This window comes from Stenotrophomonas sp. SY1, from assembly GCF_021202945.1.
In the GTDB taxonomy this organism is placed as follows: domain Bacteria; phylum Pseudomonadota; class Gammaproteobacteria; order Xanthomonadales; family Xanthomonadaceae; genus Stenotrophomonas.
The window spans coordinates 2,478,835-2,491,950 of record NZ_JAJOYR010000001.1; the positions used below are offsets into that span (position 1 = coordinate 2,478,835).

The 13,116-nt window shown below is 64.0% G+C and carries 9 protein-coding genes; 7 read left to right on the forward strand and 2 right to left on the reverse strand.

Going from position 1 to position 13,116, the window contains the following annotated elements; translation table 11 throughout:
- Positions 1–9: 9 nt before the first annotated feature.
- Both LR961_RS10510 and LR961_RS10515 read right to left on the reverse strand, forming a co-directional pair.
- Positions 10–1,434, reverse strand: coding sequence for a hypothetical protein (locus LR961_RS10510; RefSeq protein ID WP_232148838.1), 1,425 nt, complete (start codon positions 1,432–1,434; stop codon positions 10–12).
- Positions 1,431–4,385 (reverse strand): type VI secretion system Vgr family protein, encoded by a 2,955-nt coding sequence (locus tag LR961_RS10515; protein WP_232148840.1) that lies wholly within the window; start codon positions 4,383–4,385, stop codon positions 1,431–1,433. Before LR961_RS10515 ends, LR961_RS10510 begins: the two co-directional genes overlap by 4 nt.
- A gap of 323 nt (positions 4,386–4,708) precedes the next feature.
- On the opposite strand from LR961_RS10515, the gene LR961_RS10520 reads away from it, so the two are divergent.
- From LR961_RS10520 to LR961_RS10550, 7 genes are all read left to right on the forward strand, one after another.
- Complete coding sequence (locus LR961_RS10520; protein ID WP_232148842.1) at positions 4,709–5,200, forward strand: chemotaxis protein CheW; 492 nt, start codon at positions 4,709–4,711, stop codon at positions 5,198–5,200.
- A 128-nt stretch (positions 5,201–5,328) separates the two neighbouring features.
- Positions 5,329–5,715 carry a hypothetical protein gene (locus LR961_RS10525; protein ID WP_232148843.1) on the forward strand — a complete coding sequence of 129 codons (387 nt, stop codon included), beginning with the start codon at positions 5,329–5,331 and terminating at the stop codon, positions 5,713–5,715.
- 93 nt (positions 5,716–5,808) lie between these two features.
- Positions 5,809–8,181: a methyl-accepting chemotaxis protein gene (locus tag LR961_RS10530; protein ID WP_232148844.1), complete on the forward strand. Its 2,373-nt coding sequence runs from the start codon at positions 5,809–5,811 to the stop codon at positions 8,179–8,181.
- A 220-nt stretch (positions 8,182–8,401) separates the two neighbouring features.
- Complete coding sequence (locus LR961_RS10535; RefSeq protein ID WP_269670575.1) at positions 8,402–10,570, forward strand: methyl-accepting chemotaxis protein; 2,169 nt, start codon at positions 8,402–8,404, stop codon at positions 10,568–10,570.
- 11 nt (positions 10,571–10,581) lie between these two features.
- A complete protein-coding gene (locus tag LR961_RS10540; protein ID WP_232149321.1) occupies positions 10,582–11,433 on the forward strand; it encodes a CheR family methyltransferase in 852 nt (283 codons plus the stop codon).
- A complete protein-coding gene (cheD, locus tag LR961_RS10545) occupies positions 11,430–12,029 on the forward strand; it encodes a chemoreceptor glutamine deamidase CheD (protein WP_232148845.1) in 600 nt (199 codons plus the stop codon). Before LR961_RS10540 ends, cheD begins: the two co-directional genes overlap by 4 nt.
- Positions 12,026–13,081 (forward strand): chemotaxis response regulator protein-glutamate methylesterase, encoded by a 1,056-nt coding sequence (locus LR961_RS10550; RefSeq protein ID WP_232148846.1) that lies wholly within the window; start codon positions 12,026–12,028, stop codon positions 13,079–13,081. The genes cheD and LR961_RS10550 overlap by 4 nt, the downstream gene beginning before the upstream one ends.
- Positions 13,082–13,116 lie beyond the last annotated feature (35 nt).

Here is a 13,116-nt window from a genome sequence, read left to right on the forward strand (position 1 = left end):
AGACATCGATCACTTCAACAGAATCGTATTGGGAAGTACAAACTCAGTAGAGATCTGATGACTCCGGACGGACTTTGCGCACCGACCAGAAGTTACGCCTACCGCGTTCTCGTGTGCGTTGTGATTGGGACCAACGACTGTAATGATGCTCCGATCATAAGGGCATTTCGCTAAGGCACGATTTATCGCACCGTCGTCACCCATATCACTTGAAAATCCGATCTTGAAGCTGTTCTGTTCCCACAATTTTATTCTTGGCAAAAGCTCTGTCGAGTTTCCCGGCAGCAACTGCGCCGTATTGATCTTCTCTGCAATCCACATGTGACTCATCTGCTTCCCCGCCCGAGTTTCTCTAGAGTTCATCGCCCCACGCGCCCGGCCCTCATCCTCCTCACCAAGGTAAGCGTCGATGCCGTACTCCAATGCTTCGAACACTGCCCTTGCGCTTTCCAGCCGGTGAAACGGCCCGCCAGTCCCCTTGGTGTCGCTGATGCGATAGCCATGCGGTAGCTGCGTGCCATGCCAAACATGGTCAATTCCTCGATGACCTGGCTGGCGCATCTCGAACAGATTGCCGTTGAAACTCACCTTGCTGCGGCTGCGCTGCCGTCGTACGAAGTAGTAATCGGCAATATGCTCGCCCGAGACACCAATGCCCGGCCGATTCAACGTGGAGCGTTCGCTCTGGCGCTTGGTGCCGTTGGCAGTGCCGACAGCCGGCGTCGTGGTGCCGGATGAGGTGCTACGGACGCTGCCAGGTGCTTGTGTCCCAGGTGTTGGAGTTCGCGCTGCGGTGGTGCTGACTCGGCCCGTTGCGGCGGTGCTCGGCAATGGATCCTGCAGTGCACGCCGGTGCGCCGCCCGCAGTACATCCATCGCCTCGTCTATCTTGGCGACAGCCTGCATGTTCAGCTCCTTCAGACGCGCCACCAGTTGCTGCACGCCCTGCTGGCCAAGCAGGAAGCCACTGATCCGGTTATCAAGCACGTCAACGATTCCGCTCAGTATCTTGCTGACGGCCTGTTTCATCTCCGTGGTGTACTCAGGCCAATCCAGCTTCCGGAACCATGCCTCGACATTCCCCCTGAGGCTGTTCGGCATGCTGTCCAGAATCCGCCCCATCTTCTTGCCGGAGCGCATCATCATGAAGGCGTTCTTCAGTGCATCACCGATACCGGGAACCACGGCCACCAATGCCAACGACAGCTGGATCCAGCTCTCCGAACTTGAAGGAGCACGGGTAAGCGCATAGAGGCTGCGCAGAATGTTGTAGGCATCAACGGCCTGCCCGACGAACGGAAGGCAGCCCAGCACGACGCTTATCACCATCTGCGCAATGGAGTTTCCGCGCCCTTCCACCACCTCCTGCACCCAGGTCAGGATTTCAGCAAGCGTGTCATCCTCGGCCTTTTTCAGCGCGATGTTGCCGCTCATGAGCCAGCCCCTTCCGTGTCACCGGCCTCGTCCAGCAGCACCTCGACGTGCTCGCCCGGCGTACCACCTTCCGATGGCGAACATGCCACCTCATCGAGGTACGCATAGTCGTTGAGCAGGTCGCCATACTCCGCTTCACCGGAGTAGATCGCCGCGACTTCATCCGGGAAGTAGTTGTCCTGCATGTACTCGTCTTCTGCCTTGGCGTAGCACTCCAATGCCTGTCGCGCGTCCTCTTCGGAAGTCGGGAGAAAGCCGTAGATCGGATTGGCCGGACGGCTGGGATAGGCAAACACCTCGCGCTGGTCGTATCCGAAGAAAACCTTCCCTGGGCCCGGCGGGTTGTGAACTGTCGCCTCACCCTTTTCATCCAGTACGCCTTCAGCGCGGGTGCCGTTCTCAAACAGCACGGAATACGGCGCACCCACTACTGGCTTCAGATCCTTGTAGGCGTACTTGAGCTCCAACGCACGGGCTGCAAGCCCGAGCGGAAGCGCAAACAGCGGCTGTTCCACCTTGCTCCCCCCTTGGAACGGATGCTCGCTGGCCTTGACCTTGAACTCGCCCGGGCAACTGATGGTGATGTTCTCGCCTTCCAGCGTGATCGCGCTGTTGCCGGCTTTCAGGACCACTTTGCTCTGCGCCAGTACGTCGATCCGACAATCGCTGGCAGTAATGGTCAGAGCCTGCTCACTGAGCAGTTCCAGCTCGCCGTCATGGGCCTGCAAACTCGCTGGGCCGTTGGCGGCTATCAGCCGCAGCGGGCCGTTCTGTGTGAAGAGCGAAACGTGCCCACCGCTGACGCTGGAGACGGTCTGTCCGGCGCTGATGTGCAGATCCTGTTGCACGGTTATTTCCAGATTGGCGCCTGCATAGGCAATCGCGCTGGCCGGGGTGGTCCAGGCGATATGGTGCGGGCCTTCGGCCACCAACAGCGGCTTGGCAAAGCGCTCCACCGCCTCGTCACCGGGGTTGCGGCCATCGCGCGGTTTGAACGGTGATTGGCCGTTGACGTCGCCCTCATGACGACCATCAGCCTGCGGGTCGATCAGCTCACGCAGCAAGCCGGTGGCCTGCCACGCCGACAAACCGGGGACTTGTTGTTGTTTCAACAGCGTCTGCATCTGCTCCAGGCGGCCTTCGGCACCCTTGAGCTGGGCAACGACCTCAGCGTTGTCCATCACCGTAGAGCCTGCATGCTCCTGCGCGCTCGCCGACAACAACACCCCCTGCGCGGCATGCACATTGCCCCAGCCTTGCGTAGCAAGCTCGAAGCCTTCACCACGCAACGCACCGCGTGCGCTGTTCCGGTGCTCGATCAGGTAGCCCAGCTCCAACCGGCTATCGGCCTGGGAACTGTGCAGACGCGTGCGCAACTGGCCAGGCGTGTCGTCGATGACCCATTGCTGGGTGCCGCTTCCATCGTGGCTCTGTGTGTGCAGCCCGCTGAGAACACCCGGATGCCGGGCTTGTTCATCAACGCCACCGCCAAACGGCGGTGCCACATCGCCGTTGTACAACTGCCCGGTGATGCGTGGCTGGTCGATGTCGCCGTGCAGGAACTCCACCAGCACCTCGCTGCCGATGCGCGGCAGGAACGCGCTGCCCCAGTTCGGGCCAGCCACCCATTCGGCCACCGGCACCCAACTGCCGCTGGTGTGATCGCCGGGCGCGTGACCATCGCCGTGCAGGCCGCCGGGGTTGGGCGTGCTGCCGCGCTGCCAGCTGAACTGGATGCGCACCTGATGGTCGCGATTGGGCGTGAGCGCCGCATCGGGAATGCCCACCACGCGTGCCGTCTGCGGACCATGCACCGTAGGACGGTCCTGCGGCAGCGCTCGTATCGGAACGCCGGCGCCGGTGGCGATGAAGCGGCTGCGGTAGCTGCCCCGGTCCCCATCGGCGATCTCCAGCACCTCGGCGATGCCGTGGTCCAGATTGTTGACCGCCACATGTGCGACCGACAGCACCTGGAACGCCTGCCCGGCATGCTGTGGGTGCTGCGACAAGCGGAAACATGCGCCGGGAATCAGGCCGCGCTCATTGCCGCTGCCACTGAACAGTTGTTGCGGCACGCGTAGCGCATCCAGCCGCGCCTGCGCCGCCTCCCGTGCCCAGCGTGGCTGCGCGAAACGACCGGCACGCGGCTGCACGTAGATCTCCAGCGGCGGTAGCGTCCCGGCATCGGCGCTGCGCTGCGCGCTCACCGCCTTGACCTGCTCGCTGTGCCAGCTGCCAACTGTGCTGGCATTGGGTACGTACTGCTGGTGCTCGGCGAATACGCTGATGCCGTCGCCGGTTTCGGCCGCCTGTGCGTGATGGAACCGCAGTGTGCCCAGATCCGGCTGCTCCACGCCGGGCTCGAAGATCACCCATGTGTGCGCGGCTTCGCCCTCCTGCGCCTGCTCGATGCGCCAGGCCATGCCGGCCTCGGCCAGCAGCCGGGTGATGAAGGCCCAATCGGTTTCCCGGTACTGGGTGGTGATCGCGTACCGCGGCAGCTCGCTGTGTACATCAAAGCGATACGCCGCCTGCGGATAGCCATCGAACACCTGCTCGCAGATCTCCCGCACATCCAGGTCCTGGAAGATCAGCGCGTTGCGCCGATGCCGCAGCAGCGCCGTCCAAGGTTCCAGCCGCAAACGATAGCGTGCCAGGCCGCCGTCACTGCCACGCTGGCCGACCTGCGTACATAGGCCGTGCCATTGCCGCAGCGAGCCATCGGCCAGCCGCAGCTGCAGGGTCAGCGGCTGCTCCAGCCAGGCCGCGTAATCCAGGAATGCATCGGTGGACAGGCAGTCGATCTGCAGGAGGGAATCACCGCAAACGCTTTCCTGGCCTTCGAAGCGCTCGACCACCAGGTCGTCGTGCGGGCCGTGCAGGCGGATCAGGCGATCGTAGTGCGTCGGTGCTGCCAGCGTTGCCAGCAGTGCGGAGCTTGGGATGTCCATATCGACAGGCTCGTGGGAAGGTGGGCCATGAGGTACGCCGGACGCACTCGGTATCCGCCGTCGATGGCCGCCGGATTATCTGCCCCGGTTGCGCAGCCGACGCAGCGCAGGCAGAACTTTGAGCACTGTCCGAGGCTCATCGCGTCAAAAATCAGGCGCGATGAACCCGCAACACCTGCGAAAACTTCTTCGTGGTCGTCAACCCAGTTTCCATCCCTCACCCAACTGCCTGAAATCAGCTCGGCCCTAAAGTCCGCCCGGCCTTCGCCGATACCGGTGCAACAACCACCCGCACCGGCGCCATGCCAGGATCAGGAATCGCCATGAACGACACCCGCAGCACGTCCTCCGAAGGTACCGGCGGCGAGTACCTCAGCTTCACGCTCGGCAACGAGCATTACGGCGTGGACATCCTCAAGGTGCAGGAAATCCGCGGTTATGACGCGGTGACCCGGGTGCCGGACGCACCGGACTACATCAAGGGCGTGATCAACCTGCGCGGCACCATCGTGCCGGTGATCGACCTGCGCCTGAAGCTCCGCCTGGAACACGCCCGCTATGACGCCTTCACGGTGATGATCGTGCTCAACGTTGAAGACCGCGTGGTCGGCATCGTGGTCGATGGCGTTTCCGACGTGATTCCGCTCAGCGCCGAGCAGATCCGCCCTACCCCCGAGTTCGGTGCCGCCGTGGACACGCGCTTCATCAGCGGCATCGGCACCCAGGACGATCGCATGCTGATCCTGCTGGATATCGAAACCCTGCTCGACACGGCCGACCTGGGCACCCCGGCCACGGCCGAAGAAGCCGCCTGAGCCAGCCACAAGAGCGCACCACGTCACAGTTCGGTGCCGAGCCCTTCAGGCGCGGCACACCCCGGCCGATAGGGCAGATGCATGCCCGCTCCCCGACGGGCCCCAACACGCCATCCCGGAGATACCAGATGTACAAGCACGCTACTGCACTGCTCTCGGCAGCCCTGCTGGCCACCACCGCATTCACCGCCGCTGCCGACACTGCAGAAATGATCCCGCCGGAAAACGCTGCCCGCTTCGCAGGCAGGGACGGCATGGTCTGCGGCAAGGTCGAGAAGGCCCGCTATGCCGAAGGCTCCGAAGGCCAGCCCACCTTCCTGCACATGGGCGGCGTGTTCCCGCGCCACACCTTCTCCGCACGCATCGCCGGTGCCAACCGCGGCAAGTTCGGCTTCCCGCTGGAATCGCTGGAAGGCAAGACCGTGTGCGTGATCGGCAAGATCCAGCGTGATTCCTCGCGCGCGGAAATCGAAGTCAGCTCGCCGGCCAGCCTGAAGCTGGCGAACATCAAGTAATCCCGCCAGCCGCCACACCGGCTTGTCCGGTGTGGTGCGCCGCGCAGCTCGCATTGCGCGGGGCGTGCGGACCGTTATTGGAGATCATGCAAGATGCAGTGGATCAACTCGCTCAAACTGAAGCCGAAGCTGTTGCTCACCTTCGGTGTCGTGCTGTTCGTCATGTTGCTGCAAGGCGTGGTCGCCTACCGCGGTCTACATGCTCTGGACGATGTCACCACCGACCTGACCAGCAACCGCATGCCCAGCATGCGCACGACCGATGCACTGAGCGGCATGGTCAGCGAGTTCCGTAACGAGTCCTACCAGAGCCTGGTGCGGGCAAGCGATGAGGTCAAGGCACAGGCCAAGACCCGCGCTGCCGAGCTGCGCAAGAACATCGACACCACCATCGCCGAGTATCCGAAGCTGATCGACAGCCCGGAACAGAAGAAGGTTTTCGACCGCTTCGTGGGCGAATGGAAGAACGCCCTGGCCTCCTACGATGCCGTCAACGAAATGCTGGAGCTGGACCTGCCCGACGACGCCATCGATACCTTCGTCGGCGAGACCCGTACGTTGCACGGCAAGGCCTTCGCATCGCTGCAGACGCTGTCCAACAACGACAACGCAAACGCCCAGGCATCGGCCAAGCGGGCTGCCGAAACCTATACGTCCTCGGCAATCCTGATCGTCATTGCCGTGCTGGTCGGCGCCGGTGCCGGTCTGCTGCTGGTATGGCTGTTCGCCCGTTCGCTGGTTGGCTCCATGCGCGGTGCGGTCGGCGTTGCCAACGACGTGGCCAGCGGCAAGCTCGACGGCCACATCGACGTGACCCGTGCCGACGAAGTGGGCGACCTGCTGCGCGCCATGCAGCGCATGCAGCGCGACCTGCGCGAACGCATCGAACGTGACCAGGCCATCGCCGGCGAGAATCTGCGTATCCGTACCGCGTTGGACTACTCCTCCACTGGCGTCTACCTGACCAACGAAGGCCTGGAAATCGTCTACGCCAACCGCGCCCTCCTCGACACCCTGGCCCAGTACGACCAGGACCTGGCCAGCGAGTTGCCGCATTACGACGCCAGCCTGCCACTGGTCGGTCAGCCGGTCACCGCGCTGGAGCACAACGGCCTGGTCGACAACAAGGTCATCGAAGCGCTGGAGAAGAACGGCGTGGTCCGTCGCCAGATGAACTTCGGCAATGCCGAGTTCGCGCAGGCGATCTCGGTGATCCGCAATGATGACGGCGTACCGGTGGGCCATGTGGTTGAGTGGCGCGACCGCACCATTGAAGCGGCAGTGGAGAAGGAAGTGGCGCGCGTGATCGACGCCGCCGCCGCCGGCGACCTGAGTGGCCGCATTGCTACCGACGACAAGGAAGGCTTCTTCCTGCAGTTGGCGGCGCAGATCAACAGCCTGCTCGATGCCAACGCCAGCAGCCTGGAACAGGTATCGGCACTGCTCTCGGCACTGTCGCGCGGCGACCTGACCGTGCGCATGCAGGGTGAGTACCAGGGTGTTTTCGCCACCATGCGTGACGACGCCAATGCCACCGCCGAACAGCTGACCGGTATCGTCAGCCGCATCAAGCAGTCCTCGCTGGCCATCAACTCGGCCGCCACCGAGATCGCCAGCGGCAACAACGACCTGTCGCGCCGCACCGAGCAGCAGGCCGCAAACCTGGAAGAAACCGCCGCCTCAATGGAGGAACTGACCTCCACCGTGCGCCAGAACGCCGAGTCCGCACGCCAGGCAAACCAGCTGGCCATCGGTGCCGCATCGGTCGCCTCGCAGGGTGGCGAGGTGGTGAGCCAGGTGGTCACCACCATGAGCGCGATCGAGGTCTCCTCGAAGAAGATTGCCGAAATCATTTCGGTTATTGACGGCATCGCCTTCCAGACCAACATCCTTGCGCTCAATGCGGCCGTGGAAGCGGCGCGTGCGGGCGAACAGGGGCGTGGCTTTGCCGTGGTCGCCTCTGAAGTACGTACCCTGGCCCAGCGTTCGGCCGGTGCTGCCAAGGAAATCAAGGGCCTGATCGATGACTCGGTCGGCAAGGTCGCCGACGGCTCGGCACTGGTGAAGAAGGCCGGCAGCACCATGGGCGAAATCGTCGCCTCCGTGCAGCGCGTGACCGACATCATGGCCGAGATCTCCGCCGCCTCGCAGGAGCAGAGCGCCGGTATCGAACAGGTCAACCAGACCGTCGTGCAGATGGACGAAACCACCCAGCAGAATGCCGCATTGGTGGAAGAAGCCACGGCCGCCGCCCGCTCGATGGAAGAACAGGCGGTGCAGCTGAGCAACGTTGTGTCCGTGTTCCAGCTGGAAGAATCCATCGCTGAAGTGGCCGCCCCGGCCCGCGCCGCGCCTGCGGCCAGGGCACAGGCTGCCGCTCCCGCCAAGGAAGCGGCGCCACGCCGTCGCGCTGCCAGCAGAACCGCCGTGGCGGAGCTGGCCGACTCGGACTGGCAGGAGTTCTAAGCCGCCAGCCCATGCAGGAGCGCCTGACGCCACGGGGCTCTGCATCAGCAGCCCCCAGTGGCATCTGATGCAGCAACCGCCCCCGCATGGAGCACTCCCTGAACAACCCCGGCCTCGGCCGGGGTTGTCCTTTTTTGCCCCTCTTGTTGTGCTCTTCGCGGCCGATATCGGAGGTAACCCATCACCTGATCCGCCTTCTACGGCAGCGCCACATACCCCCATGAACCTCTACCGTCTCTGGTCGAACTACATCAGCAACATCTCCGTCAGGCGCAAGCTCAACCTGCTTACCGCCCTGATCATCATTGGCGTGATCGCCCTGTCGGTGATCGCCGCACGCATGCAGTACGTGGACCTGTACGAAACCCGCAAGGCGGCATTGCAGGAGCAGGTGGAGCTGAGCTATGGCGTGCTGGACCGCTACGCCAGGCGCGTGGAGGCCGGCGAGATTGCCCTCGAGGTTGCCCAGCAGCATGCGATCGACAGCCTGCGCGGCATGCGATCGACCAACGACGTCAACTACTTCAACATCTACACCACCAACTATGTGGTGTTGATGCACCCGTTCCGCGCCGACCTGGTCGGCAAGGACATGAAGGACTTCCGTGGTGACGACGGCGTGCGCCTGTACTACGACCAGGTGGAGGCTGCCCGCAAGGGCGGCGGCTACGTGGCCTACACCTGGGCCAAGCCCGGCCACGATGCGCCGGTCGAGAAAGTGGCCTATGCGGGCCTTTACACGCCGTGGAACTGGGTCATTTCCAGTGGCGTCTACATGGACGACGTGCAGGCGCAGGCCCTCAGGTTCACCGCCGTCATGACCGCTGCCGGTGGCGTGCTGGTCGTGCTGGTGCTCGGCCTGAGCTGGATCATCGGCAACCGGATCGTGCTGCCGCTGCGCAATGCCACCGCCGTGGCCGATGCCATCGCGCAGGGACGCATGGACAATGCCATCGCCCCGCCAAGCCGCGACGAGACCGGCCAGCTGCTGGGCAGCATGCAGCGCATGCAGGAACAGCTGCGCGCGGTGATCGGCGCACAGAATGAAATGGCCCGCCAGCACGATGCCGGCATCATCAGCTACCGCATCGATCCCACCGCGTTCCCCGGTGACTACGGGGTGATGGTGGCCGAGACCAACACCCTGGTCAGCAACCACATCGATGTGAAGATGCAGGTCATCGAGATTGCCAAGCGTTACGCCATCGGCGACCTGACCCCGGACATGCCGATGCTGCCCGGTGAGAAGCGCGTCATCACCGAAACCATGGCCGCCATCAAGCAGAACCTGGCTGCCATCAATGGCGAGATCAAGCGCCTGGGTGCAGCGGCGGCCGCCGGTGACTTCAGCCAGCGCGGAGATGAAGCCCGTTTCGAACATGACTTCCTCGAGATGGTGCGCAGCCTCAACACCATGATGCAGGTCAGCGATAACAACCTCAGCCAGATCTCCGCTTTGCTTCGCGCTCTGGCCCAGGGCGATCTCACCGTCACCATGCGCGGTGATTTCCAGGGCGTGTTCGCGCGCATGCGTGACGATGCCAACACCACCATCGCGCAGCTGTCGGGCATCGTTTCGCGCATCCAGCAGGCCGCTGAGAGCATCAACCTAGCCGCCGGCGAGATCGCGACCGGCAACAACGACCTGTCGCGTCGCACCGAGATGCAGGCTGCCAACCTCGAAGAAACAGCCGCATCCATGGAGGAACTGACCTCCACCGTGCGGCAGAACGCAGACTCCGCACGCCAAGCCAACCAGTTGGCGATCGGCGCCGGCAGCGTGGCATCGCGCGGCGGCACGGTGGTCAATGAAGTCGTTTCGACCATGGGCATGATCGAGCAGTCCTCACGCCGCATTGCCGACATCATCTCGGTGATCGATGGCATTGCCTTCCAGACCAACATCCTTGCCCTGAACGCTGCGGTGGAAGCTGCACGTGCCGGTGAGCAGGGCCGCGGCTTTGCGGTGGTGGCATCCGAAGTCCGTACCCTGGCCCAACGTTCGGCCGGTGCTGCCAAGGAGATCAAGACGCTGATCGAAGATTCGGTCGGCAAGGTCTCCGAAGGTTCGCAGCTGGTCCAACAGGCCGGCACCACCATGGGCGAGATCGTGCAGGCCGTGCAGCGGGTCACCGACATCATGGCGGAGATTTCGGCCGCATCGCAGGAGCAGAGCGCGGGCATCGAGCAGGTCAACCAGACCGTCATGCAGATGGACGAAACCACCCAGCAGAACGCCGCACTCGTGGAAGAAGCCACGGCCGCCGCACGCTCGCTGGAAGAACAGGCCGGCCTGCTGGACCAGGCCGTGGCCGTGTTCCGGCTTGAGGACGACGCACCCCTCGCCCCGGCGCGTAGCGCGTCGGCTCCGTTGGCCCTGGCCAGCTGAAGGGCAATCGCATCGACATGACCATCACCTCCGCCAACGAACGGGATTTCGAATTCAACGACCGCGATTTCCAGCGGGTCTGCGACCTGATCTACCGGCGCGTCGGAATCGCGCTGGCACCGGCGAAGCGCGACATGGTGTACGGGCGCCTGTCCCGTCGCCTGCGCTCGCTGGGCCTGCGCTCGTTCAAGGACTACCTGGACCAGCTGGAAACAGGCGGCGGTGAGGAATGGCAGGCGTTCACCAACGCCCTGACCACCAACCTCACCTCGTTCTTCCGCGAGCCGCACCACTTCGACAAGCTGCGCGAGGAGCTGCTGCGGCGGCAGAAGGACGCACCGCTGAAGCTGTGGTCCTGCGCTGCCTCCACGGGTGAAGAGCCTTATTCCATGGCCATCACCGCCTGTGAAACCTTCGGCACGATGACCCCGCCGGTGCGCATTCTTGCCACCGACGTGGATACGCAGGTGCTGGCCACCGCTGCTCAGGGCGTCTATGCGATGGAGCGCATCAGCGGGCTGGAAACCGAGCTCAAGCGTCGCTACTTCCAGCGTGGCACCGGCCCCAACGAGGGCAAGTGCCGCGTCCATCCTGCACTGCGGGCGCTGGTGGAATTCCGGCCGCTCAACCTGCTTGCCAACCGTTACGACGTCGGTGGTCCCTACGATGCATTGTTCTGCCGCAACGTGATGATCTATTTCGACAAGTCCACCCAGCGCGCCATCCTGTCGCGACTGGTGGAACACATGGGCGACGATGGCCTGCTGTACACCGGCCATTCCGAGAACTACCTGCACGCCGCCGACCTGATCCAACCCTGCGGGCGCACGCTGTACCGTCGCGCACGCCGGAGCGCCACATGAAAGCCCCCCAGCAGTACCCCGACGACGTCATGCGTTACCACGACAGTCGTTTCCAGACCACGGCCGCCAAGCTGCTACCCACCCAATACCTGGTAGTCGACGACGACACGGCACTGACCACCACGTTGGGGTCCTGCGTGGCCGCCTGCATCCGCGATCCGATCCTCGGCATCGGCGGCATGAACCACTTCCTGCTCCCCGACGGTAATGTCGGCGATGGCGCACCTGCACGCTACGGCAGCTATGCGATGGAACTGCTGATCAACGACCTGCTCAAGCGCGGCGCCAACCGCAAGCGCCTGGAAGCAAAGGTGTTCGGCGGTGCCAACGTGCTCAAAGGATTCACCAGCAACCCGGTAGGAACGCGCAATGCCGAGTTCGTGCGCCAGTACCTGCAGGCCGAACATCTCCCCATCGTGGCGGAGGATCTGTGCGGCATTCATCCGCGCAAGATCTGGTTCTTCCCGATCACCGGTCGCGTCGCCGTGCAGCGCCTGCCGCATGCGCACGATGCCGAAGTCGTCGCTGCCGAAACCGTGGCGCGCGCACGCCTGGCGCGCACGCCGGTCAGCGGTGGCGTGGAGCTGTTCGAATGATGCTGCAAGCCCCTTGCCGGGTCCTGGTGGTCGACGATTCGGCGGTAGTACGCCAGGTGTTGTCGGAAATCCTTGCAGCCGACCCGGGCATTGAGGTGGTCGGAACAGCAGCCGATCCGCTGCTGGCACGCGAGAAGATCAAACGCCTCAACCCCGACGTGCTCACGCTGGATGTTGAAATGCCACGCATGGATGGTCTGGCATTTCTCGAGAACCTGATGCGCCTGCACCCGATGCCGGTGGTGATGGTGTCCTCGTTGACCGAACGCGGTGCAGACACCACGTTGCAGGCGCTGGCCCTGGGCGCGGTGGACTTCGTCGCAAAGCCCAAGCTCGACATCGCCCGCGGCCTGGAGAGTTATGCCGCAGAGATACGCAGCAAGGTGAAGGATGCAGCGCGCTCACGCGTTCGTGCGTCTGTGTCCCGTCCCCGGCAGGTATCCGAACAACCCCTCATCACGCCCCGCCCCGGCTTCCGTACCACCGACAAACTGATCGCACTGGGTGCTTCGGCCGGCGGTACCGAAGCACTGCGCACCGTGCTGGAGGCCATGCCCGCCGATGCACCGGCCATCGTCATGGCGCAGCACCTGCCGGCAAGTTTCAGCAGCGCCTTTGCCGAACGCCTGGACCGGCATTCGGCGATGTCGGTACGTGAGGCCAGCGATGGCGAGGCGATCCTGCCCGGTCATGCCTACCTGCCCGCCGGTGGCCGTCACCTGCGGGTGATCCGCGACGGCGCCCGCTGGCGCTGCCGCATCGACGACAGCGCGCCGGTCAACCTGCATAAGCCTGCCGTGGATGTTCTGTTTCAGTCGGTTGCGCGCAGTGCCGGCGCAAACGCTATCGGCGCGATCCTCACCGGCATGGGCGAGGACGGCGCACGCGGCCTGCTGGAAATGAAGCAGGCCGGCGCGGCCACGTTGGCCCAGGACGAGACCAGCAGCGTGGTCTGGGGCATGCCCGGCAGTGCGGTGCGGTTGGGTGCGGTGGACGATGTGCTGCCCCTGGAAAGGATCGCCGAGCGGCTGCTGTTGCTCGCCCGCAGCTGAAAGTTCACGCCGCCCTCGCGGCCGAACAGCCTTCA

Coding starts and splice junctions, on each gene's coding strand:
- LR961_RS10510 (WP_232148838.1), bottom strand. CDS start 1,434: ATGAGCGGCAACATCGCGCTGAAAAAGGCCGAGGATGACACGCTTGCT.
- LR961_RS10515 (WP_232148840.1), bottom strand. CDS start 4,385: ATGGACATCCCAAGCTCCGCACTGCTGGCAACGCTGGCAGCACCGACG.
- LR961_RS10520 (WP_232148842.1), top strand. CDS start 4,709: ATGAACGACACCCGCAGCACGTCCTCCGAAGGTACCGGCGGCGAGTAC.
- LR961_RS10525 (WP_232148843.1), top strand. CDS start 5,329: ATGTACAAGCACGCTACTGCACTGCTCTCGGCAGCCCTGCTGGCCACC.
- LR961_RS10530 (WP_232148844.1), top strand. CDS start 5,809: ATGCAGTGGATCAACTCGCTCAAACTGAAGCCGAAGCTGTTGCTCACC.
- LR961_RS10535 (WP_269670575.1), top strand. CDS start 8,402: ATGAACCTCTACCGTCTCTGGTCGAACTACATCAGCAACATCTCCGTC.
- cheD (WP_232148845.1), top strand. CDS start 11,430: ATGAAAGCCCCCCAGCAGTACCCCGACGACGTCATGCGTTACCACGAC.
- LR961_RS10550 (WP_232148846.1), top strand. CDS start 12,026: ATGATGCTGCAAGCCCCTTGCCGGGTCCTGGTGGTCGACGATTCGGCG.